This is a genomic window from Butyricimonas sp. RTP31003st1_G1_RTP31003_210430 (assembly GCF_040920905.1).
Taxonomy (GTDB): domain Bacteria; phylum Bacteroidota; class Bacteroidia; order Bacteroidales; family Marinifilaceae; genus Butyricimonas; species Butyricimonas paravirosa.
Map to the genome: position 1 here is coordinate 64,851 of NZ_JBCOSQ010000014.1, position 21,816 is coordinate 86,666.

Consider the following 21,816-nt stretch of genomic DNA (forward strand, 5'->3'; position numbering starts at 1 on the left):
GCTACTTCTTTTTAGCTTGGATAGACGCGCACAGGTCTCCCACGTGTTTGAATTTCAGTATTTCACGCAGGCCGAAACGAATGTTGTAATGTTTTTCGATGGCCGTGATGAGGCGCATATTCGTCAGAGAATCCCAGCCGTCCACGTCTTTTGCCGTGGTCTCGGGAGTTAACGTGATGTTTTCGTTTTTTAGAATGTCACGAAAAATCGTGTCCAGTTCGCGTAAGATTTCTTCGATTTCCATAGTTTTTTATATTAATGTCGTTAATGCTTTCCGGTCAATTTTTCCGCTGGTGTTCAACGGGAATTCTTCTAAAAAGTGAACTTCGGTCGGTAACATATAGACGGGTAAGTGTTCCTTCAGGTAATGGAGCAAAGCGTCCCGTTTGTGGGGAGTTGTCCCGACGAACAAGTGCAATTGACATCCCCCGTCATCCTCTTTCTTGGGAACGACGACGGCATTGGTCTCGTTCGGGAAGAATTTCTTTGTCCGGTATTCGATCTCGCTGAGTTCAACCCGGAAACCCTGCACTTTAACTTGGTAGTCCTTACGTCCGCGATAGATGATGTCCCCGTCCGGATCGACAGAACAGAGGTCGCCTGTTTTATAGTACACTTTCCCGTTGAAACGGGCGAATGCCTGTCGGGATTTATCCTCATCCTGCCAATAGCCTCGCATGACTTGTTCTCCGCTTACCCATAATTCTCCTTGTTCTCCGGTCTGCACGGGTATTTCCTTCTCGTCCATAATCAGGGTGTCGATTCCGGAGAAGGGGTGGCCGATGGCGATCATCCCGTTGTGTTGCTTGCAACCTTCGGGAGGAATCCGGTAAGCCGTACAATAAATTGTGGCTTCCGTGGGACCGTACAGGTTTACGAACTCCGCGTTGGGGGCGCAAGCCCTGAAACGTTGGAGAAGATCGGCATTTGCCGCTTCTGCCGTCACGATAAGGTATTTGAGTTTTGGAACGTGAATCTCGTCAAAGTAAGGGGACAGGAATTGTAACAGGGAGGGAGGCATGGCCACGAAAGTCAGTTCCTCATCTTCCATCAATTCGTATACTCTCATGTATTTCAACTTGCTTGTTCCCACCGTGTAAACGCTGGCTCCGAGGGTTAACGGGTAGAGGGAGGACACGACTGAAACGTCGAATGTCAGTTCGAACATTTGCAACATCCGGTCTGTCGGCCCAAGTTGCCAACCCAGTTGATGGTAGGCAGCATAGAACGCATTCAAGTTTTTCCGGCTGATCGGGACTCCTTTGGGAATCCCGGTACTTCCGGAGGTGAAAATGATGTAGGCATTCTTGTTTGTATCTTGCGTTTGCTCTCCTGTTAGATGGTCTGTATTTTCATCCCGTATCTCTAATGTTGAAATACATTTGATCTCGTTGGGGAGACCTTGCCGCGTACCGGATTCGTGACCGTATAATACCCGTTTCATTCCGGTGGATTCCACAATGGTCCTGTTCCGACTGTCCGGGTAGTTGGGATGGAGGATTACGTAAGTTTTTTCGGCCAATAAAACAGCTAGAATAGAGGCATATGTTTCAATGCAATCTTCCGCAATGATTCCGATAATGTCTTCCGGGCAATCCTGCACGAAGGGCATAATTCCTTGCACTCGGGCAAATACCTCCTGATAGGTGTAAGAGGTATCATCAATTACAAAAGCCACATGATCCGGGTAATTTCTGTAAGCCCGGACGATGTCTTTAATCATGTCCATTTCCTTCATAAATCATTCCTTTATACCTGAGGCCCGCTCCCGGCGTCCATTCCGAGAGTTTACCAATGTTGCAACCGCCTCAAATATCGTAACGCTACAAAAATAGCCTTTTATTAGAAACATCCAATGTTATTATACTTTTATTATTTCGAGAAGTTTTATCTTTGTGTGTAAATACTGAAAGAAATGAAACAGAAACCATTCATCATGATCGGGGCGGCAGGTTCCGGTAGCGGGAAGACGACATTCACGTTAGGTCTGTTACGATTGTTACGGAACCGGGGAATGAAGGTACAACCTTTTAAGTGCGGGCCGGATTATATAGACACGAAACATCATGCCATGGCTGCAGGAGAGGAATCCGTGAATCTGGATACTTATATGGCATCGGCGGTGCATGTGCGGGAACTGTACGCCCGCTATGGAGCAGCGAGTGATGTCTGCGTGACGGAAGGGGTGATGGGGTTGTTTGATGGGTACGATGGGATGAAGGGAAGTAGTGCGGAGATTGCCGAGTTAATCGGTATTCCCGTCGTGTTGGTACTTAATGCGAAATCCACGGCCTATACCGTGGCTCCGGTGTTGTATGGTTTTAAACACTTCTATCCGGGAATCCGGGTTGTCGGGGTCGTGTTTAATTTCGTGGCATCGGTGGCGCATTATGCTTATTTGCAGCAGGCTTGTGCGGATGCCGGGGTGGAGGCATTGGGGTATATCCCAAAGGATGAAAGTATTGTTATTCCGTCCCGTCATTTGGGGTTGTCGATTGATGAGACGTTTTGTTTTGATGCATTTGCGGACCGGGTGGCAGAGGTGATTGACAAAACCGTGAATGTCGATCGTTTACTGGAACTCTGTACAGTGGAATTTTCCGGTGAACAGACGGAAGATGTCGTTTGTTCCGGGAACAGGAAGATCGCTATTGCCCGGGATGAGGCTTTTAATTTCATGTACCGGGAGAACGTGGAGGCATTGAAACGAGCCGGGGAGGTAGTGTTTTTTAGTCCGCTGCGTGATAAAAGTCTTCCGGAGGCCGATATGGTCTATTTCCCCGGAGGGTACCCGGAACTACATTTGGCGGAGTTGGCGACTAACGAGGGAATGAGGCAGTCTGTCCGGAAGTATTGCGAAACCGGAGGGCGGGTGTTGGCAGAATGTGGTGGGATGATGTATTTGTGTGACACGATTACAGGTGACGACGGGAAGGTTTACCCCATGGTAGGCGTGTTGAAACAAGGGGCGACGATGGAACAGATGAAATTGAAATTGGGCTACCGGGAAGTTCGTGTAAACGGTCAACGTATTCGGGGGCATGAGTTTCACTATTCCCGAATATTGCCTACGAATGAGAAAATACCTGTGATTGGCACGATATATAATGCTAAGGATATGGTGGTTGATACTCCGGTATATACCTATAAAAATGTGTTGGCAAGTTATATTCATTTTTACTGGGGAGAGTGTGGAATGGATCATTTTTTAATGTTAATGAGTCAAAAATGACAAAATGTCTTAAGCTATATTTTTAATGACATAATTTTGGAATGGCATGTAATTTGTTCGTTCTTCAAATGATTTGGAAGAATGAATATCAAATTTTAAATAAACAATTATGTTGAGCGAAAATTTAGTAAAGGCGTTTAATGCTCAGATTAATGCTGAGATGTGGTCATCCAATTTGTATTTGTCAATGTCCGTGTATTTTGCACAGAATGGTTACGACGGAATGGCATCATGGATGAGAGCGCAATCAAAAGAGGAATTGGATCATGCTTATGAAATGATTGACTTCGTGATCAAACGGAACGGAAATGTAGAAATCGGTCAGATCAACGTGGTACCGACAGCATGGGGTTCTGTTTTGGAAGTATTCGAGCATGTTTATCAACACGAGTGTCATGTTTCTAAATTGATTGATGATTTATTGGATGTGGCTATCAAGGAGAATGACAAAGCTGCCCAGAATTTTATCAATGAGTTCGTAGATGAGCAAGTGGAAGAAGAGTCTACTGCACAGACTATTGTTGATAGAATCAAGATGATGAACGGTCATAACTTGATTTATCTGGATGATAAATTAGGAGAACGGAAATAAATTAGTTCGAAAAAAACGAGGGGTCACTTCAACATCGGTGGCCCCTCGTTCTTTTATATCAATGGTGTGAAAACAAGGCAAATAAGGATTACCGTGATCAGGCATACCGATTGATTGATGCGGGCGGCACGTTTGTAATCCCTAATCGATAATTCCCTGTCGTTCGTTCCGATGTAAGGCTTTTCCACGAGTATTCCGTGATAAATGTTCGGTCCCCCGAAGCGGCAATCGAGGATTCCGGCCATAGCGGATTCCGGGTAGCCGGAATTGGGGCTGGCATGTTGGCGGGCGTATTTTCGGATGAAGGAAAAGATCCCTTTCCGGTAGCCGGACAAGGCGATCAAAAATGCCGTTAACCGAGCTGGAATATAATTCAGTACATCATCCAGGTGAGCTGAACAGCACCCGAAATCTTTGTAACGTGTATCCTTGTACCCGATCATGGAGTCGAGCGTGTTTACCATTTTATAAGCCATCATGGCAGGAAATCCTCCCAGTGCATAGAAAAACAGGGGAGCGACCACTCCATCGCTCAAATTCTCCGCCATGGTTTCCAGCACAGCGGTATATATTTTTCTCGGGGGAAGTTGGCTAGTGTCTCTACCGACAATCCACGACAGGCGTTTTCGTCCGGCGTCCAATCCTTGTTCTTCAAGGGTTCGAATAACCTCTCCACCTTCTTGTATAAGACTGTGGTTCGCCAATCCGTAGAAAACGAACACGGAGGCGACGCAGTAATACGCGAAGGGATGGAGTATCCAGCTTCCCCAGGCGAGAAGTCCCCCTAAGAAAAGGGTGGAAAGTGGCAGGATAATGGCAATCAGGCACCCGTTTCGTTTCTTATGTTCCCCTTTGTTAAAGTGACGTTCACACCACCCGATGATGTTTCCAAAGGCTACGATCGGGTGAGGTAATTTCCGGGGATCTCCAAAAATGAGATCGAGAAGATACCCGATGATGAGGGGAACGATGACGATTGAAAATGAGAGCATAACAACCAATTATAAATCATTGATGGATAATAACCTCAATGCCCGGAGTAGCATCTGATTTTTTTCATCCGAGAGCGTGTTTACCCGGAAGTAATGTTCGTCCAGACCTCTGAAGTTCGAGGCGTCCCGTATCAGAATCCCGAATTGTTTCAATAGTTCCTGTTTTAACACGTGGGATTTATGAATCGTGTGAATGAGGAAAAACGAGGTTTCCGAGGGGACGGGAGAGTAACCGGGAAGTTCATCGAAAGCACGGACAAAATTTTCCTTACGTTTGAGCAACCTGTCCGTGTCGGGTAGGAGGTACTTCCCGTTTTGCAGTAGGAATTTCCCGATCTCGATGGCTAGTGCATTCACGTTCCACGGGTGGGTGAAGCGTTTGATCCGGTCTATCAGTTTTTCGCTGCCCAACATATAGCCTAAGCGTAATCCGGGGATGGCATAACTTTTCGTCATGGAATGAATGACCAGTAGATTAGGGTAACTGGCTAATAACGGTTCGGATGGCTGTGCCGTGGGGGCAAAGTCAATGAACGATTCGTCCACGACAAGCGTCATTTGAGGGTATTGCTGTAAAATATTTTCGATCTCTTCCAGTTTCCACACGTGTCCATTGGGATTGTTGGGATTACAGATAAACATCAGGTCTGCGGGGCCTGCCTGGAAGTCTTTTATGGGTACGAATATCTGTTGGTGCCTGTAAAGGGTACAAGCATCTTCGTATTCTGAAAAAGAGGGAATGGGAAGGATGGTTTTACTCCCTTCGAAAGCGTGTGCGATCAAGTAAAACAGTTCAGTGGCACCGTTTCCGGCAATCACGTTTTGCGGTTGCAGATTGTGGAACCGGGCAACTTCCCGCACGAATGATTCGGCGGCAGGCTCCGGGTAATGGAATATTTTGTCGATTTGGGTGATCAGCATGGAACGGAGAATATCCGTGTCTGCGTCATACCATACGTTGGTGGAGAAATTAGCTTTTATTTCCGTGTTTGATTTGTATATGTCATCTCCGTGTCCGTTCAGCATATTACTTGGTTTTAAGGGTGGAATAAATGTATGGTAGGTCAACGTGTGCACGTACGTGATCGGCCAGTTTGTTATATTGTTGATCTTTGAAATCGGTATAATTGAATGTGGTGGGGGTTGCTTGGGTCAGTCCTTCTGCCAGCTCGTTGAGGACGATGTCATTGTCTAAAATTCCGTGGAGGTAACTACCCCAGCATCTTTCGTTTAAGATATAGCCGTCCGTCCGTCCGTCGTGTAAACGGTTCAAGGGAGATTCCGAAGCCCCGTCCAACAAGGTTGTTCGGCCCATGTGAATCTCGTATCCCTTGCAGGTTTCCGGGTGATTTCGGAAGGTGAATTGGTCTTGGCGGGTGATTTTTTCAGGTTCCATGATCGTGACAAGAGGAAGGATGCCCAGGCCGGGAATGGCGGTCATGTCCCCCTCTATCTGATCCGGGTCCTCGATCCGGGCGCCCATCATCTGGTATCCCCCGCAAATACCGATCACTTTTTTACCTTCCTTGTGAGCCCGGATGACTGCCTCCGCGATACCGTTTGCCCGGATGTTCCGCAGGTCGGAGATTGTGTTTTTCGTTCCCGGTAGAATGATGATGTCGGCTTTGCCTATTTCTTCCACGTTATTCGTGTAGTAAGCATGGAATCGTTCGTCTCGTTCCAGCACGCTGAAGTCCGTGAAATTGGAAAGGCGTTTCAGGAGTACGATGGCCACGTTAATCTTGCCGCTCCCGGCTTTGGTGTTTTTGGTTTCCAGTGAGACGGAGTCTTCTTCTTCGATATAAATGTCCTTGAAATAGGGAATCACGCCGACAACAGGTATACCCGTGAGGTCGTGGATAATCTTTCTTCCCTCGTCGAAAAGGGATATGTCCCCTCTGAATTTGTTGATGATAATTCCTTTAATCAATTTTTTTTCTTCCTCTGAAAGCAAGGCGATGGAACCGTAGACGGAGGCAAACACTCCCCCCCGGTCGATGTCCGCCACCAGATACGTGGCGGCATTCGTGCGCAATGCCATCCGCATATTCGTAATGTCTCTTTCCCGCAAGTTGATTTCCGAGATGCTCCCGGCTCCTTCCAGCACGATGGGAGAGTAGCGGGCTTGCAGACGTTCATAGGCAGCGTATGCTTGGTTGAATAATTCGGCCTTGTTGTTGGACATGAAGTATTCTCTGGCAGACATATTTCCGACCGGTTTTCCGTTGAGTACGACCTGCGAGCATTGTTCGTTCGTGGGTTTTAGCAGGACAGGATTCATGTCGCTTTCCGGGGCAATGCCACATGCCTCGGCCTGTACCGCTTGCGCCCGTCCGATTTCCAGCCCGTCGGGAGTGGAATATGAATTTAGCGACATATTTTGCGCCTTGAAGGGGGCCGGGTGGTAACCATCTTGTTTGAAAATTCGGCAAAACGCCGTATTGATGATGCTTTTACCCGCATCCGAGCAGGTCCCGACAAACATGATTGAACGAAGAAAAGACATTTATATTTTAGATTTAATGATTTTAGATTTTAGATTTCAGCCGCACAAGGCGAACGCTATTCATTGATTCTTTTTTTTGTAAAGGAACGCTTTCCATCTCTCTTCTTCTGCACCTTGCTGGTCCATTTCCCAGCGGGCCATGGTAAACAGTAAGTCCGAGAGGCGATTCACGAATCGCAGGATAAGTGGGGGAACCTCGTCTGTCTTGTTTAGGGTACACAATCTTCTTTCTGCCCGGCGGGCGATCGTGCGGGCCACGTGGCATTGGGCTGAAATCAGCGTTCCGCCCGGCAGGATGAAATGGGTGGACGGGTGTTGCATCTCGCTGTTCATGCGGTCGATTTGTTGTTCGCAATACCGGTCTATATCTTCCGGTAGGATGTTCTGGTTTTGTTCCCGGATGTTTGAGGGAGTTGCTACTTGTGACATGACTATCATTAACGTGCGCTGTATGTATGCCAGAATTTCTTGCCGTTCATCCTTCTCGTCCAGTAAGGCTCGAATGACACCTAGTGTGGCATTCAGCTCGTCAAGGGTCCCGTTTGTTTCAATACGAATATCATCTTTATCCACCCGGCTCCCGCCGAATATTCCCGTTGTTCCTTTGTCCCCGCCTTTCGTGTATATTCTCATGTTAGTTGAAAATTGAGTTATACTGTTTGGTTGTCGTCCACTAATGTAAAACGTAGGCAACTCGTGTTTTCCATGATAGGAAGGTCGATCATGTCAATAGCCTTTTTCCCGTTGAGGTATGCGATAATTGCCCGGTTGAATGCTCCGTGTCCAATGGCCACTACCCGTTGGCCGGAGAAATTCTTTTTTAAATAGGCAATGAAATCGATAGCTCTTTGGAAGAGTGCATCTAGGGATTCCACGCTGGGAGGCAGGTTGGTCCAGTCCACGTCATCCAAGCGCTTACCCGTGTATATGCCCCAGTCCATTTCCCGCAGGAGAGGAGTTTGGTGAGGAGTCAGCCCGTGTTTCCGGGCGACGGCGACTGCCGTGTTATAACTTCGGGCCAGATCACTGGAAACAATGTTGTCAATCGTTTCCTCTTGGAGCATCTCCGCCAGTTTCTCGGCTTGGGCTATCCCCAATGGAGATAAGGTCCCGGGAAGTTGGCCCTGGAGTATATGTTGTTGATTTTCTAATGTTTCCCCGTGTCGGGATAATATGAGTTCCATCATCACTTCTTTTTAGACTTCTAACTCACAAAGTTAGTAAACAATTTTAAATCTTTAGAGTATTTGTCGGGGTGCTTGATTGTTTTTGCGTGTGGCGTGGTATTATGGGAGATTCTTCCTAAATTTGTTGTCAAAAGGAAACGTTGGATGTATGATAGGGATGAAGAATAAACGGTTGAAATATTTGTTGTTAACCCTTTTCGTGGTTATACTGGGATTACTTTCCCGGAAAATGAGTGCTTGCACGCTTGATTTTGTAAAATTATACCTAGGGGATGTCTTGTGGGCCATGATGGTGTATTTCGGATGTCGTTTTTTGTTCGTGAATACTAGGAAAAGGGTGGCTTGTGTGTTGGCATTGGCCTTTTCCTACTTGATCGAGATCAGCCAATTGTATCATGCTCCTTGGATTGACGCCATCCGGGAGACCACGTTAGGAGGTTTGGTCTTGGGATTCGGTTTTTTGTGGAGTGATATTCTGTGTTATACCGTGGGTGTTTTGCTGGGAATCATCGTGGATGGCTTGCTGGGATGGAGCCGGAAATAAAGTTGTAGATTTTTCGGGCGATTACTTTGTATTTCTTGAAAAAACAGAGAAATTTGTCGTCATGATGAAAAGAAAAATAATTTTAGTTACGGGAGGACAAAGATCCGGGAAAAGTCGTTATGCCCAAGAGCTTGCGCTAAAGTTGGCAGAGAATCCCGTTTATCTGGCTACTTCGAGGGTGTGGGATGATGAATTCCGGGAACGGGTGAGACGTCATCAACAGGACCGGGGACCGCGATGGACCAATTTGGAAGAAGAAAAAGCGATTGGTCGATGTGACGTGTCGAGGCGGGTCGTGGTCATTGATTGCGTGACCTTGTGGAGTACCAATTTCTTTTTTGACAATGATTCCGACGTGGATAAATCTTTGCGGGAGATAAAGGAAGAGTTCGACCGGTTCACCGGGCAGGAGGCAACCTTTATTTTCGTCACGAACGAGATCGGTATGGGGGGAGTTTCTGTTGACCCTGTTCAGCGGCGGTTCACGGATTTGCAAGGATGGGTGAATCAATATATAGGAGATCGGGCGGACGAAGTTGTCCTGATGGTTTCCGGTATTGCCATGCGAGTAAAATAAAATGATAATATAATCTGAATTGAAACCTGAAAGTGTATATCTTATTTTCAATTTTCAATTTTTAATTTTCAATTGTATGAGAAGTTTTACAATAAAAGAGACCGACAAGGCTTTGTCGGAGGCTTTGATAGATAAGATTAATAATTTGACCAAGCCCAAGGGATCTTTGGGATTACTTGAAAAAACAGCACACCAGATTGGGTTGATACAGCAAACGCTTTCCCCGGAGTTACGGAACCCCCAGAATATTATTTTTGCTGCCGATCACGGGATCGTGAAAGAGGGGGTTAGCTTTTCGGCTCCGGAAGTGACCGCCCAGATGATTTTTAATTTCATCAAAGGGGGGGCCGGGGTGAATATGTTTTCCCGTCAACATCATTTCGGGATTAAATTGGTGGATTGTGGGGTAAATGCGGATTTCGAACCTATGGAAGGGCTGATTGATCGTAAAATCCGTAAGGGAACTTCAAATTATTTGTACGAGGCCGCCATGACTCCGGAAGAATTTGACCGGGCAATCGAGATCGGAGTGGAGATCGTGGATATGGTTCATGATGAGGGTTCGAACGTGGTGAGTTTCGGGGAAATGGGTATTGCCAACACCTCTTCTTCTTCCCTGTGGATGACTTACCTGACAGGTATTCCTTTGAGCGATTGTGTCGGAGCGGGTAGTGGGTTGTCTAGGGAAGGCGTTGAACACAAGTATAACGTGTTGAAACGGTGTATGGAAAATTACAAGGGGGATGGAACTCCGAAAGACATTATCCGTTATTTTGGCGGTTTTGAAATGGTGGCTGCCGTGGGAGGTATGCTGCGTGCTGCCGAATTGGGTATGGTTATTATCGTGGATGGCTTTATCATGACGAATTGTGTTCTTGCCGGAAAGATGTTGTACCCCGCCTTAACGGATTATTGCATCTATGGTCATCAAGGTGACGAGTGTGGGCATAAATTAGTTTTGGACTTCCTACACGCCCAACCGTTATTAAATCTCGGTTTGCGCTTAGGTGAAGGGACGGGAGCCATTTGCGCTTACCCCTTACTTGTTTCAGCCGTGAATATGATCAACGAAATGGCCTCTTTCAAGGCAGCGGCAGTAACGAAATACTTTAAGTAATTGAAAATTGAAAGTGGAAAATTGAAAATGAACTCCCTCCCCCCTTCGGGGTACTCCCTCTATAAACAGAGGGAGAGCTAAAATACTCTCTATATTCGGGAAGAGTCACCAGTTCCTCCTCTGTTTATAGAGGAGGTGGCACGAAGTGACGGAGGAGTTTGAGTATGAAAACAAGCATTACCTTAATGGACTGTAAAGTAATATATAATTACCAAATTTAAAATCATAAATCATTAAATCTAAAATTAGTATGCGTTCTCTTTTGGCAGCAATCATGATGTTTACTCGACTACCTTTGTGGCGGATTGTCAACGTGGACAAGCGTTATTTCACGGATGTTATTAAATACTGGCCTTTGGTCGGTTTTTTGACGGGGACCGTGACAGGGGGTGTTTTATGGCTGTCGGCACAGATTGTGCCTTTGGAGGTGGCGTGTATTTTGGCGATTATTGCCCGAATCCTGTTGACCGGGGCATTGCACGAGGACGGGTTGGCGGACTTTTTTGACGGGTTTGGTGGAGGAACTTTTAAAGAGAAGATTCTAGCCATCATGAAAGATTCGCATATCGGGTGTTACGGGACCATCGGTTTGGTACTCTACTTTATTCTCTATTATTCCTTATTGTCCAGTTTCGACCCGGCCATGATTTTCCCGATCGTGATTGCGGCAGATTGTTTTTCCAAACTCTGTGCGGCCGTGATGGTAAATACGTTACCTTATGTCCGGAAAGAGGAAGAGAGTAAAATAAAACTTGTTTACAGCAAGGTACGCGCGTTCATATTCGTGATCGTGGGATTGATCACCTTGATTCCCTTTTTCTTCCTGAAAGATGCAAGTTTCTGTTTCGCAATGATCCCCGCCATATTGACTGCCATCGGGTTGCGTTTCTTCTTGAAAATCAAGATCGGGGGTTACACGGGAGATTGTTGCGGTGCATCCGTGTTAATCATCGAACAGGTCTTTTATCTGAGTGTGTTAGTGATTTGGTGTCGCCATCAATTTTTGTTTTAATACTTTGTATTCTTCGGGATCACTCCGTTAACGTTGTCAAGAAGATCGAGAAAGTTACTTGTGAAATGTGTAGCAAAGAGAAACTACTCATTTTCATGGGAAAGGTATATTATGAGGATTTGATTTTAGTGTAATAGAGCCTACATCGTGTTGAAGTGGTAAATACATTTCGCAGTCTTACGAGTAGATATAATACTAACGAAACAATTTAATATTTGTTTGTGTATCTTAAAACCTTCGTTTTATGACACAAAGGTAATATCATTATCGCAAAAATCAAAACTTTATGTAATAATCTGATATACAAAACAAGTAACAATTATAAAATATTATTTTTTATTCTATTCCCCAAATATCTTTAAACGAACGTTTAAAGATATTTTTTGTATAGAGTTATTGATTTGGACAATAACCATTTACAGGTGTGAGGGCGTGTAAATGAAATGAAGGCGTAATAGCAAATTTAAATATAAGGAAGATGAATCTAAGATTTTATGTAGTCTTGTTTTCATGTTTGTTTCTCGGCGTGGGAGCAAGAAGCCAAGAGGTTGCCATAAAAAGTAATTTATTGTATGATGCAACGGCAACGGTAAACCTTGGACTAGAGTTTCGGCTCGCTCCAAAGTGGACATTGGATGTTTCCGGTAATTATAACGGGTGGACTTTTTCAGGGGATCGTAAGTGGAAACATTGGCTCGTGCAGCCGGAAGCCCGTTATTGGTTTTGTGACCGTTTTTCCGGGCATTTTTTGGGAGGACATCTTTTAGGTGGGAAATACAATGTCGGAAAGTTAAAAAACAATATTTCTTTTCTGGGGTCAGACTTTTCTCGTTTGAAGGATCGTCGTTACCAAGGATGGTTTCTTGGAATCGGGGCTGTTTATGGTTACTCGTGGATACTTTCTAAACATTGGAATTTCGAAGCGGAAATAGGTTTCGGGTATGTCTATACACGGTATGATGTTTACCCTTGTACTTCATGTGGTACCAGTATGGCGAAAGATCGGACACATCACTATGTGGGGCCTACAAAGGCAGCTTTGAATTTTGTTTACTTGTTTTAAAAGAACGATTATGAGAAAGATATGGTGTTTAAGCTTGTTGCTATTATCATGCGTGGCAAGTATATATGGACAAAAATTTGCTGATGGTCGGGGAGAGGTAAGGAATATTGATGTGGTACGTGGGGAGAATTCCTTGTTTGTTTCGATGACCGTGGATGTGTCTGCTTTGGATGTTGCCAGTAATCGAGAATTGCTCCTTATTCCGGTGTTAAGAGGGGGGCAAGATAGTATTCAACTTCCGTTTATGATTATTGCAGGGAGAAACCGGTATTATTATCATTTGCGTAACACCCCTGTTACGGATGGTAGTATTTTAGAGCGTGTGGGTAAGACGGAGACGATTAATTACCGTGCGGTGATTCCTTTTGAAAACTGGATGTCGACGTCAGTGCTTGTGATGGACGAAAGTTCGTGCGGGTGTCGAGGTGAAGAGATGGGAGATGATCACCGTGTGACACTATTTCGGTTTGAGCCGAAAGTTTACACGCCCGTGTTTGTTTATTTGCCTCCTGATGTTGAACCCGTGAAGGTGCGTGAGGTGAAAGGATCTGCTTACATTGATTTTCCTGTGAATCGTACGGAAATTCACGAAGATTACCGGAATAACCCGGTGGAATTACGAAAGATCAGGCAGACGATAGACGTGGTGCGGAATGATCCGGATGTTCGTATAACCTCGTTAAGTATCAAGGGGTACGCTTCTCCAGAGGGTACTTACGCTAACAATACCCGTCTTGCTAAGGGGAGAACGGCAACGTTGAAAACGTATGTGCGGGAGTTGTACCATTTCCCGGATAGCGTAATCTTGACATCCTATGAACCAGAAGATTGGTCCGGGTTGGAAGCGTACGTGGATAGTACAAATTTGAAAAACCGGGATGCGATACTGGCACTTATCCGTTCGGACATGGAACCGGATGCCAAAGAAAAGGCTATAAAATCGACTTACCCGGAAGATTACCGTTTCCTTTTGCAAAACGTGTACCCCGGTCTCAGGCATTCGGATTATGTGGTGCAATACGTGGTGCGTACTTACACGGATGTTGCAGAAATCAGAAGAATCATGAAAACACAGCCGCAGAAACTCAGCTTACGCGAGTTGTATATTGCGGTGCAGGATCTGGAACCGGGTAGCGACGAGTACAACGAAGCTTTCGAAATTGCGGTACGAATGTTTCCGGGAGACGAGGTTGCTAACCTGAATGCTGCTAATGCTGCCATGGTAAAGGGTGACTTGAAGGGAGCTGCTCGTTACTTGGATAAGGCAGGCGATTGCGGAGAAGCGGTTTATGCTAGAGGGGTTTATGCTGCTCTTTCGGGGGATTACGACTCGGCAATGAGGTTTTTCGCTGAGGCTGCCCGAGGTGGTATAGCCGAAGCTGAAGATGCCCTGCACCAAATAGAAGAAGTAAAAAATGACCAATTTAAATAAAAAGTAAAAAAATGAAAAGAATGTGGAATTATTTCGCGAGCATTCTCGTGATGGGTCTGTTCGCCGGGTGTAGCAATGACACCCTTACAGGTGATGATCCAAACGGAGAACTGAATGGATCTAAAGATGCCGTTTACATGAATGTATCGGTACAGCTCCCTGCCGGGGGAGGGATTGCTCGTAGTGAAACGGACACACCGGAAAATGGAGATTATGGAACCAGTACGGGTGGAACTGAAGAGGGGAAGGACTACGAGAATAACGTGGGAGAAGTTTTGCTCGTGTTGGCAACAACAGATGACAAATTTATCGCTCATAGTATCGTGGAGGAAACGAATAACGCCATAAAAGTATTGACGGAGTCATCTTTCAACACGACTAAAAAAATCAGTAAATCGATATTGGGTGATTATTATTCTAAGGATAATGTAGATCCCAACGGGAATTTGAAAAACGATGAAATTCACGTTTATGTATTCTGTAATCCCACGCAGGACTTGAAAACTGTAATTACTGCAGCAACACAGGGGGCAACAGATTGGGTGAATGCGATCGCCAATGTTTCGGAAGAGATTTGGAAAGAAAAAAGTTTTTTGATGTCTAATGCCGTAATTGCGAAAAAGAAATTACCTAAAAAATTGGATTATTGGAATGATTACACATCCGAGAGTAAAGCGTTCGATTTGTCCGGGAATAACGGTAATGGTACCGATAAGGAAGTTAATAACGCTGGGGCTATAAAAGTGGAACGTTCCGTTGCTCGTTTTGATTTTAAAGATGCAAGTGAAGTCGGGGATAATACTTATAATGTTGTCAAAAGAAATGATCAAACCATCATGCAAATTCAATTGCAAAAGATGGCATTGGTGAACATGAGTAAGGAATTCTATTACTTGCGCCGTGTCTCTGAAAATGGAGAGAAGGAAGGTTGGAATATTTGTGGAGTAGAAACTGCAGAGAACTACGTGGTAGACACAGATTACGATTATAAAAAAGTGACGGATGTTGATGTAAATACTTATGAGGAGCATTTCATGTATCCTCTTGGAAATGTGACTGATGGTGTGTGGAAAATAGATGTGGCGGCACGCGGACAATGGGATACTTATGATATTGCTGATGTATTGAAGGGTACAGAAGATAATTATAATAAAAAAGAATATAAGATTTGGCGTTATGTAACGGAAAATACCATACCCGGGATACCACAGCAAAAACAAGGGTTTTCTACCGGAATTGTTTTTAAAGGTAAAATGATGGCACCCGAAGGTGCAGATCCAGAATCTTCTTTGGTACAGGCTCTTGATTCTAAAAATATTACGGGAGATCCTAAGAAAGATAAAATACTTTACACGTATTTGACGAATATTTATGTGACTTGGAAAGAAGTACGTGCCGCAGCATTAGAATCTGGGGCTAGCAGAGAATTTTATAAGGCTGTATTTGGAGCACCTACAAATGCGGAAGATATTTGTGTAGAGGAAGATGGTGACGTAAAGAAAGCGGCAGTATATAGTAATGATCCTGAGAGTCCTGATTATTTATGGAATCAATGGCATGAAAATAACATAAATAATAATGCGTATTGGGATAGCTTCAGAAAGGCTGCGGTAAAATCCTTGTTTACCATTTACCAGTCTAGTAGTGAAGAGGGTAGTGTTCCCGGGTATTATTGTTATTATTTCTATTGGAACCGGCATAACGATAATGGAGAACTCGGACAAATGGGGCCGATGGAGTTTGCCGTGGTACGTAATAATGTTTACAAGTTAGCAGTTACGGGAATAAACAAACTCGGTCACCCGCGTATCTCGGATAACGATCCGGACCCAATAAATCCGGATGATCCGGATGAAAGTGGTGATGTTTACTTGACGCTTTCCGTGGAAGTATTGCCTTGGACAGTTCGTATAAATAATATCGAATTTTAAAAATTAACATGCAAAGTAGAAAACGAAATATAGTTTCAAGAATCATCGGTGCGGCACTCTGTGTTGCATCGATGAGCTTTGCTTTCTCTTCGTGCGAGAATATATATGAAGATCTTGACCCATGCGCACACGGAGTATCGCTTCGTTTTATCTACGATTACAACATGGAGTTTGCCAATGCTTTCCCCAAAAAGGTGGATTGCTTGACGCTTTATATATACGACGAGAAAGGAAATTACGTGGATACCCGCGTGGTGACGGGACCGGAATTGCGGGACGAAAGTTACCGGATGACGTTGGACCTGGAGCCGGGGAATTATCGCTTCGTGGCTTACGGGGGAATGGCCTGCGAGAAAAGTTCTTTTTCCATGCAGACACCGACAGGGGGAAGCGAGTATCGCAATGCACGGGCAAGGATGGATGAGGATTGTTTGACGAATCCCGACCGGAAAAAATTGCACGATATGTATTGGGGGCAGCTTACGCTCACCACGGCGGACTTGTATCAAGAGGGGGTGGTGGAGATGATGAAGAACACGAACAATATCCGGATCATGTTGCAACAGATGAACGGCGATCCGGTAGATGACAAGGATTTTGATTTCGAAATTACGGACGACAACACGTTATTTGCTTGTGATAATGATTTAATCCCCAATGGTGAAATCGTGTACACGCCTTGGGCGAGAGGACAAGTTTCGGCAGGATTGATGGGGAATGACAAGGAGGTTATTATGGCGTACGCGGAGTTCTCGACTTCACGGTTGATGCTCAAGAATAGCCCGAAGCTCGTGATTCGTCGGAAGGCGGATGGCGGGGAGGTAGTGAACATCCCGCTGAATAATTATTTGTTGGCGTTTAGGAGTGAGTTTCATCGAGATATGGACAAACAAGAATTCTTGGATCGGGAGAGCGAATGGTCGATGTTGTTTTTTCTTGATGCTAACCACGTGTGGCTGAGAACGGAGATAAAGATTAACGATTGGGTTGTTAGAGTCAATGAGATTCAAGAATGAAAAAGGTTGCTTGTGTTATCATATCTTGGTTGACGGCATCCTTGTTGATAGGGGGATGTAGCCGGGATGCGAAGGAGGATGCCGGGGAAGAGGTTCTGGTGAACCTTAATATCAGTGTGGCGTTGTCCGATGTGGCACAATCCATGGCTCGCGGTGTAGAGGAGGATGCGGGGGCGAAAGGGGAACACGAGAAGATGCAAAGATTGCGGGTGATCGTAGTGCGGGAGAATGATGTGGTCGAGAAAAATGATTTTATAGGTCCTTTGTCCCCCACCATGGTGAGTGATCGTGTGTCGGGTAAATTTGAGGTGGTTAGTAGGGAGTGGAAACGGATTTATCTTTTCGTGAATGAGGATAATGAGCAAATCAAGGTTGGTCAAGGAGATAGTAATGATGCACTCACCTTGGCTCGTTTCCTTGATAATATAAAGGTCGGGGAAGTATTCCCGACAGAAGAAGTTACCAATCTGGTTGTTCGGGTGGACGTGCCTTCCGGGCAGCTCGTGGGGGCTTTGCCCATGAGCGAGTGCCATCAAGTGTATGTACCCAAAACGGATAGCGAGTGTAAACTTTTCGTGACAAGGGCTGCCGTGAAATTCACGTTCAGGATAGCAAACAGTAGTGCGGTCGAGAAAAAATTGACCGGATTGACTATTAAAGATATGGCGGATAAAGAATATTATTTGCCGCGTAACGCTAAATACGAGAGCGAGAATATTGAGGGAAAAGAGTATTTAACGATAAAAAGTTTTGATGTACCTTCATTTGTCAGGGAATACGATTACAACGAGGATTTAGAGATCACGTTACCTGCGATGAAAGAAGGGGATACTCCGATACTTACAGAATTGTCGCCTATTTATTTACTGGAGGGAAAACGAGAAGGGAAGTATTCCGTGGGTATCACGGTGAACGGAGTTTATCTAGAAGGGGAACTCGATAATTTGCCTGATAAACTACCAAGAAACACGCATGTCGTGGTTTATATCACTCTTACCGATAAAGAGTTAGAATTCGAAGTTAATGTTGAGCCTTATAGGGAAGTTGAATTAAAGCCGGGTTTCGGGTTATAACAGAAAATAGCTGGAAATATGAAACGGGATTTAATATATAGTCTTTTATGCATGTTGTTCATTTGTTTTACTGCTTGCGAGGATGAACCACTGGGAGAAGAAGATGATTTTACTCCCGGGGCCAAAAGTACGGTGACTGCTATCGTGGAATTCAAACCGTTGGTGCCCGCATTGAATGGGGCGAGCAGGACTGCGGGAGATGCGATAAAAGTGATTAACGATTTGTGGGTATTGTTGTACTCGGAGGATGGGAATTTGGTTGAAATGAAAAAATTTGAAGGTTTGCAGCCAATTCCGGTTAATAGGGAGGATCTTAAACCGGGAGAACCCTATGCGGAATCGGAAACTTCCCGTGTATCGTTTAGATTGGTTGTTCCTCAGGGGAGGTACTATGTTTATGCAGTTGCCAATCTGGATTTGGATCACCCCAAATACGAAGCGTCAATTCAAACACGGGAAGGGTTGAAAGGAATATCTTTCGATTGGGACACCAAGGAGATAGCAAATAACAGCCAAATGTTTGGTCATTTTTCAGTGGATGAAAAAGTACTTGCCAAGGAAGAATCGGTGTTAATCAATAAGAATACAGCGAAGTTGCATGCGTGGGTGCGGCGTGCTGCATCGAAGGTGACTGTTGCTTATGATGCCTCCGGATTGAATGAAGGTGTTTTCGTTTACCTTAAATCGGTTCAGATTAGAGATATTCCTAAGACTTGTTTTTTGGGCAATACGAATAAAATAGAGGAGCAGGGTGATCTTATTGAAGGGGAAATTATACGTTATTATGAGGGAGAGAAGCCGACATTTAACGAAAACTATGATGCGCGATTATCAAGCGGTAAGTTCACGTATGGCGAACATGGTGAAACATCCGATGCTTTGTTCTTCTTTGAAAATATGCAGGGAGGGGGAGATGATATGCCTGATAAACGTCAAGATGCAGATGGAAAAGAAGGACTAGATTATCCCGGTTTGCCTGGTGCCCCGACCTATCGCCCTAAAGATGGTGTGCCTTGTGGTACCTATATCGAAGTGGACGCTTATTATGTTTCCATTAATTCCGAAAAAGTGGGTAGTGGTCCTATTAAGTATCGTTTCATGCTTGGCAAAAATGTTACAACTGATTACAATGCCGAACGAAATTATCACTATAAACTTACGTTAGTATTGAAGAACTTTGCCAATGATGTGGATTGGCATATCGAGTATGAAGAGGAAGTGCCCGGAATCGAAGTACCACAGCCTTATTACATTTCCTATCTTTATAATCGTACCATGGATTTCCCTTTAAAAATCAATACTGCCGGAGCTGAACTTATATCTTTGGATGCGAGAATTATATTCAACAATTGGGCTCCGGAGGGAGCCTCGACGCTTGATTATGCTCATGATTATGATTATGCCGTGACGCCTACTGCTGAAAATAATGCGCCTTGGAACGGTTTTCTTTCTCTTCGCAAGACAACAGCTAAGGTGCTGACAGTTGACGAAAAACAAGCGTCAGAGGCTGCAGGTGTGGAATATGTTGGAACTAAGGAAAAAGATCTTGGTAATAAGCTCTACTATGAAAAAGAAAACAGGGGAATAAGAAAGTACTCCGTCACTAAGGGACAAATAGATTACATAGATGATAAGGATGGTAATTATAGTATAAAACCTACCGAAGGAAATAAGACTGTCAATGTGATGGTTCCGATGTACACCCGGGCGAAACAGATGATTGCCACTACCGCTTATACTGGTAATAATCCTTATGTTGCTTATCAACGTCGGGCAGAAGTGGAATTTACTGCAGAAATTAAATTTGATGATGAGAGGGGAGTGCAAACATTGAAAGATACGGCAAAAATCTTTCAGGTGCGACGTGTCGTTAATCCCAAGGGAATTTATCGGAGTGCGGATAATAGCGAATCTTTTGATGTCAAACTAATGAGATTGCCGAAGGAGGAAGCTGAGGAGTTTGAAGTTTTCCCATCTGAAGGTCCTTGGCGGGCGTATATTCCCCAAGAGGTGGATGGACTTCCTTTTAAAGGCGATGATTTTATTACATTCAATGGCGGTCAGAAGGAGGTAACTGGGAAGACAGGAAGTCCTATTGAATTTAGGGTGAATTTTCCAAAGAGACCCAATGAGGGGGAAGGTTATCACACGGTGATACGTGTGGACTATCATAATTACACTTGCCAACACCTGATTTTTGTGACACGGGGAGAGGCTCCGGTGCAACTTGTGGATAATGGAGCAAAATGGCATATCAGTAATTTAGTTAGCGAGACGCAAGAGGCTGCGAATCCTCTTGACGAAGGTTCCTTGTTTCGCTTCAATAACTTAGAGCAACCCATTGCGTCATCCAATCAGGAAAATTCCCGAAGCCCGTGGACTAATGTTAAAAAAGAAGATTTTAAAAATGCTAAAGACAAGCTTTTTACAATAGTTGGAAGTGAAAAAACTTTGCGATGGGAAGAAATAAACGCTGGCACTTCCAACACATCTCCCACGTGGAAGGTGAAATTAGGGGATGGAGTAAGAATTGCAAAGTACGAGGATTATAAAGCACTTTTTGATGATAAAAATATCCAACAGGGGTATGGGGTACTTTATGGCGATGAGGCTAATGCAACTTGTACAAAGATTCAAGACGTTTATGAATATCGTGTGGGAGCGGATGGAAAACGTGTTAGTGGTTATGGCATGAGAGGATGTTTCGTGTATAACAAGAGTAATGGTAAGCATGTGTTTTTCCCTGTAGGAGCATCGGGATATGGACACCGAAGAAACTATGATTATGAGCCGTGGGGGGGAACTCCCTTTAATGCGAATACTAATGCAAGGGGAGTACTTAGATATGCTTCCGGGAGGATAGATTATTATCCCAGTCCTAAAAGTAATCCTTTATTCTATGATCTATTCCGGCGACCAGGTGCGATTTATTGGTTGAATAATAAAGTAAACCCAGGTTCTATAGTTGCTTGGGATATAAATTATTTTACTTTTGATTTTAACTCGTTAGATCATGCTAATGTTTTTCCGAAAGACGGTGGTGGAGATGGCAAAAGTGATGCTTGTTTTATCCGTTGCGTGGAAGATTAATTTTTTTGCAATCATATATCATGACCGTGACTTGTTGGGATACTAGTTGCGGTCGTTTTTATTTGATGAGAGTGTGCTACATTTCTTACGATTATGGCTGTAATAACTAGGGAAGAATGTGCCGTTGTTTGGGGTATAACGAGGAAACAGAGGAAAAAATAGTATTTCTTGTTGAAAAATAGTAATCATGCCATCTCTTTAGATTTAGCAATATAGTCTGTTTTTGGTTAATTCTAAAAATAGAAAAAGTATTGAAAAATGAAAAAGTATTTATATATTTGCAGGTATGATACGAATAGGTGGGAGAGCCTGCCTTTTAAAATATTGTGAGTTAGTGCTAATCTTTATCTGAAAATCGCCAATTGAAGGAAATAGGATTAGACGGTGAATTCACGCTGGTTAGGCGTGGATCGTTGTCTATTTATTTCCGGGCGTTTGGCGATGCCTCAGAT

At 44.4% G+C, this 21,816-nt stretch carries 19 protein-coding genes; 12 read left to right on the top strand and 7 right to left on the bottom strand.

Annotated elements, in window-relative coordinates; genetic code table 11:
* Position 1: 1 nt before the first annotated feature.
* Together AB5542_RS06320 and AB5542_RS06325 are read right to left on the bottom strand one after the other, a co-directional pair.
* A complete protein-coding gene (locus AB5542_RS06320) occupies positions 2-244 on the bottom strand; it encodes an acyl carrier protein (RefSeq protein WP_279038576.1) in 243 nt (80 codons plus the stop codon).
* A gap of 6 nt (positions 245-250) precedes the next feature.
* Positions 251-1,738 carry an amino acid adenylation domain-containing protein gene (locus AB5542_RS06325; RefSeq protein WP_279038575.1) on the bottom strand — a complete coding sequence of 496 codons (1,488 nt, stop codon included), beginning with the start codon at positions 1,736-1,738 and terminating at the stop codon, positions 251-253.
* A 177-nt stretch (positions 1,739-1,915) separates the two neighbouring features.
* On the opposite strand from AB5542_RS06325, the gene AB5542_RS06330 reads away from it, so the two are divergent.
* Entirely contained in the window at positions 1,916-3,232 is a 1,317-nt protein-coding gene (locus tag AB5542_RS06330) for a cobyrinate a,c-diamide synthase (protein ID WP_279038574.1), read from the top strand.
* Between the two features lie 109 nt (positions 3,233-3,341).
* Positions 3,342-3,824 carry a ferritin gene (locus tag AB5542_RS06335; protein WP_087419665.1) on the top strand — a complete coding sequence of 161 codons (483 nt, stop codon included), beginning with the start codon at positions 3,342-3,344 and terminating at the stop codon, positions 3,822-3,824.
* A gap of 53 nt (positions 3,825-3,877) precedes the next feature.
* On the opposite strand, the gene cbiB is transcribed toward AB5542_RS06335, so the two are convergent.
* From cbiB to AB5542_RS06360, 5 genes are read right to left on the bottom strand one after another with little or no spacing between them, the layout of a single operon-like run.
* A complete protein-coding gene (gene cbiB, locus AB5542_RS06340; RefSeq protein ID WP_279038573.1) occupies positions 3,878-4,816 on the bottom strand; it encodes an adenosylcobinamide-phosphate synthase CbiB in 939 nt (312 codons plus the stop codon).
* A 9-nt stretch (positions 4,817-4,825) separates the two neighbouring features.
* Entirely contained in the window at positions 4,826-5,842 is a 1,017-nt protein-coding gene (locus tag AB5542_RS06345) for a pyridoxal phosphate-dependent aminotransferase (protein ID WP_087419667.1), read from the bottom strand.
* Between the two features lies 1 nt (position 5,843).
* Positions 5,844-7,322 carry a cobyric acid synthase gene (locus tag AB5542_RS06350; RefSeq protein ID WP_279038572.1) on the bottom strand — a complete coding sequence of 493 codons (1,479 nt, stop codon included), beginning with the start codon at positions 7,320-7,322 and terminating at the stop codon, positions 5,844-5,846.
* A gap of 60 nt (positions 7,323-7,382) precedes the next feature.
* Complete coding sequence (locus AB5542_RS06355) at positions 7,383-7,955, bottom strand: cob(I)yrinic acid a,c-diamide adenosyltransferase (protein WP_087419669.1); 573 nt, start codon at positions 7,953-7,955, stop codon at positions 7,383-7,385.
* A gap of 17 nt (positions 7,956-7,972) precedes the next feature.
* Positions 7,973-8,509 (bottom strand): histidine phosphatase family protein, encoded by a 537-nt coding sequence (locus tag AB5542_RS06360; RefSeq protein WP_279038571.1) that lies wholly within the window; start codon positions 8,507-8,509, stop codon positions 7,973-7,975.
* Between the two features lie 148 nt (positions 8,510-8,657).
* Between AB5542_RS06360 and AB5542_RS06365 the strand changes: the two genes are divergently transcribed.
* The 10 genes from AB5542_RS06365 to AB5542_RS06410 all read left to right on the top strand — a co-directional run bounded on the left by AB5542_RS06365 (position 8,658) and on the right by AB5542_RS06410 (position 21,364).
* Positions 8,658-9,053 (top strand): DUF2809 domain-containing protein, encoded by a 396-nt coding sequence (locus AB5542_RS06365; RefSeq protein WP_340279694.1) that lies wholly within the window; start codon positions 8,658-8,660, stop codon positions 9,051-9,053.
* Positions 9,054-9,117: 64 nt separating this feature from the next.
* Positions 9,118-9,630, top strand: coding sequence for a bifunctional adenosylcobinamide kinase/adenosylcobinamide-phosphate guanylyltransferase (locus AB5542_RS06370; protein WP_279038570.1), 513 nt, complete (start codon positions 9,118-9,120; stop codon positions 9,628-9,630).
* A gap of 76 nt (positions 9,631-9,706) precedes the next feature.
* Positions 9,707-10,747 (top strand): nicotinate-nucleotide--dimethylbenzimidazole phosphoribosyltransferase, encoded by a 1,041-nt coding sequence (cobT, locus tag AB5542_RS06375; RefSeq protein WP_118303650.1) that lies wholly within the window; start codon positions 9,707-9,709, stop codon positions 10,745-10,747.
* A gap of 250 nt (positions 10,748-10,997) precedes the next feature.
* On the top strand, positions 10,998-11,759 hold the full coding sequence (locus AB5542_RS06380) for an adenosylcobinamide-GDP ribazoletransferase (RefSeq protein ID WP_279038569.1): 762 nt from the start codon (positions 10,998-11,000) through the stop codon (positions 11,757-11,759).
* A gap of 478 nt (positions 11,760-12,237) precedes the next feature.
* Positions 12,238-12,822: a DUF3575 domain-containing protein gene (locus tag AB5542_RS06385; protein WP_279038568.1), complete on the top strand. Its 585-nt coding sequence runs from the start codon at positions 12,238-12,240 to the stop codon at positions 12,820-12,822.
* 10 nt (positions 12,823-12,832) lie between these two features.
* A complete protein-coding gene (locus AB5542_RS06390) occupies positions 12,833-14,254 on the top strand; it encodes a DUF3868 domain-containing protein (protein WP_279038567.1) in 1,422 nt (473 codons plus the stop codon).
* 11 nt (positions 14,255-14,265) lie between these two features.
* Entirely contained in the window at positions 14,266-16,185 is a 1,920-nt protein-coding gene (locus AB5542_RS06395) for an Mfa1 family fimbria major subunit (protein WP_279038566.1), read from the top strand.
* 8 nt (positions 16,186-16,193) lie between these two features.
* Positions 16,194-17,201: a FimB/Mfa2 family fimbrial subunit gene (locus AB5542_RS06400; protein WP_279038565.1), complete on the top strand. Its 1,008-nt coding sequence runs from the start codon at positions 16,194-16,196 to the stop codon at positions 17,199-17,201.
* A complete protein-coding gene (locus AB5542_RS06405; protein ID WP_279038564.1) occupies positions 17,198-18,274 on the top strand; it encodes a hypothetical protein in 1,077 nt (358 codons plus the stop codon). Before AB5542_RS06400 ends, AB5542_RS06405 begins: the two co-directional genes overlap by 4 nt.
* Positions 18,275-18,292: 18 nt before the next feature.
* Positions 18,293-21,364 (top strand): DUF4906 domain-containing protein, encoded by a 3,072-nt coding sequence (locus tag AB5542_RS06410; protein WP_279038563.1) that lies wholly within the window; start codon positions 18,293-18,295, stop codon positions 21,362-21,364.
* Positions 21,365-21,816 lie beyond the last annotated feature (452 nt).

What these genes read in the sequence shown, in the direction of transcription:
- AB5542_RS06360 (WP_279038571.1), bottom strand. Translation starts at nt 8,509, where the DNA reads ATGATGGAACTCATATTATCCCGACACGGGGAAACATTAGAAAATCAA.
- AB5542_RS06370 (WP_279038570.1), top strand. Translation starts at nt 9,118, where the DNA reads ATGAAAAGAAAAATAATTTTAGTTACGGGAGGACAAAGATCCGGGAAA.
- AB5542_RS06405 (WP_279038564.1), top strand. Translation starts at nt 17,198, where the DNA reads ATGAAAAAGGTTGCTTGTGTTATCATATCTTGGTTGACGGCATCCTTG.
- AB5542_RS06390 (WP_279038567.1), top strand. Translation starts at nt 12,833, where the DNA reads ATGAGAAAGATATGGTGTTTAAGCTTGTTGCTATTATCATGCGTGGCA.
- AB5542_RS06350 (WP_279038572.1), bottom strand. Translation starts at nt 7,322, where the DNA reads ATGTCTTTTCTTCGTTCAATCATGTTTGTCGGGACCTGCTCGGATGCG.
- AB5542_RS06365 (WP_340279694.1), top strand. Translation starts at nt 8,658, where the DNA reads ATGATAGGGATGAAGAATAAACGGTTGAAATATTTGTTGTTAACCCTT.
- AB5542_RS06330 (WP_279038574.1), top strand. Translation starts at nt 1,916, where the DNA reads ATGAAACAGAAACCATTCATCATGATCGGGGCGGCAGGTTCCGGTAGC.
- AB5542_RS06410 (WP_279038563.1), top strand. Translation starts at nt 18,293, where the DNA reads ATGAAACGGGATTTAATATATAGTCTTTTATGCATGTTGTTCATTTGT.
- AB5542_RS06385 (WP_279038568.1), top strand. Translation starts at nt 12,238, where the DNA reads ATGAATCTAAGATTTTATGTAGTCTTGTTTTCATGTTTGTTTCTCGGC.
- cobT (WP_118303650.1), top strand. Translation starts at nt 9,707, where the DNA reads ATGAGAAGTTTTACAATAAAAGAGACCGACAAGGCTTTGTCGGAGGCT.
- AB5542_RS06355 (WP_087419669.1), bottom strand. Translation starts at nt 7,955, where the DNA reads ATGAGAATATACACGAAAGGCGGGGACAAAGGAACAACGGGAATATTC.
- AB5542_RS06325 (WP_279038575.1), bottom strand. Translation starts at nt 1,738, where the DNA reads ATGAAGGAAATGGACATGATTAAAGACATCGTCCGGGCTTACAGAAAT.
- cbiB (WP_279038573.1), bottom strand. Translation starts at nt 4,816, where the DNA reads ATGCTCTCATTTTCAATCGTCATCGTTCCCCTCATCATCGGGTATCTT.
- AB5542_RS06345 (WP_087419667.1), bottom strand. Translation starts at nt 5,842, where the DNA reads ATGCTGAACGGACACGGAGATGACATATACAAATCAAACACGGAAATA.
- AB5542_RS06335 (WP_087419665.1), top strand. Translation starts at nt 3,342, where the DNA reads ATGTTGAGCGAAAATTTAGTAAAGGCGTTTAATGCTCAGATTAATGCT.
- AB5542_RS06395 (WP_279038566.1), top strand. Translation starts at nt 14,266, where the DNA reads ATGAAAAGAATGTGGAATTATTTCGCGAGCATTCTCGTGATGGGTCTG.
- AB5542_RS06400 (WP_279038565.1), top strand. Translation starts at nt 16,194, where the DNA reads ATGCAAAGTAGAAAACGAAATATAGTTTCAAGAATCATCGGTGCGGCA.
- AB5542_RS06320 (WP_279038576.1), bottom strand. Translation starts at nt 244, where the DNA reads ATGGAAATCGAAGAAATCTTACGCGAACTGGACACGATTTTTCGTGAC.
- AB5542_RS06380 (WP_279038569.1), top strand. Translation starts at nt 10,998, where the DNA reads ATGCGTTCTCTTTTGGCAGCAATCATGATGTTTACTCGACTACCTTTG.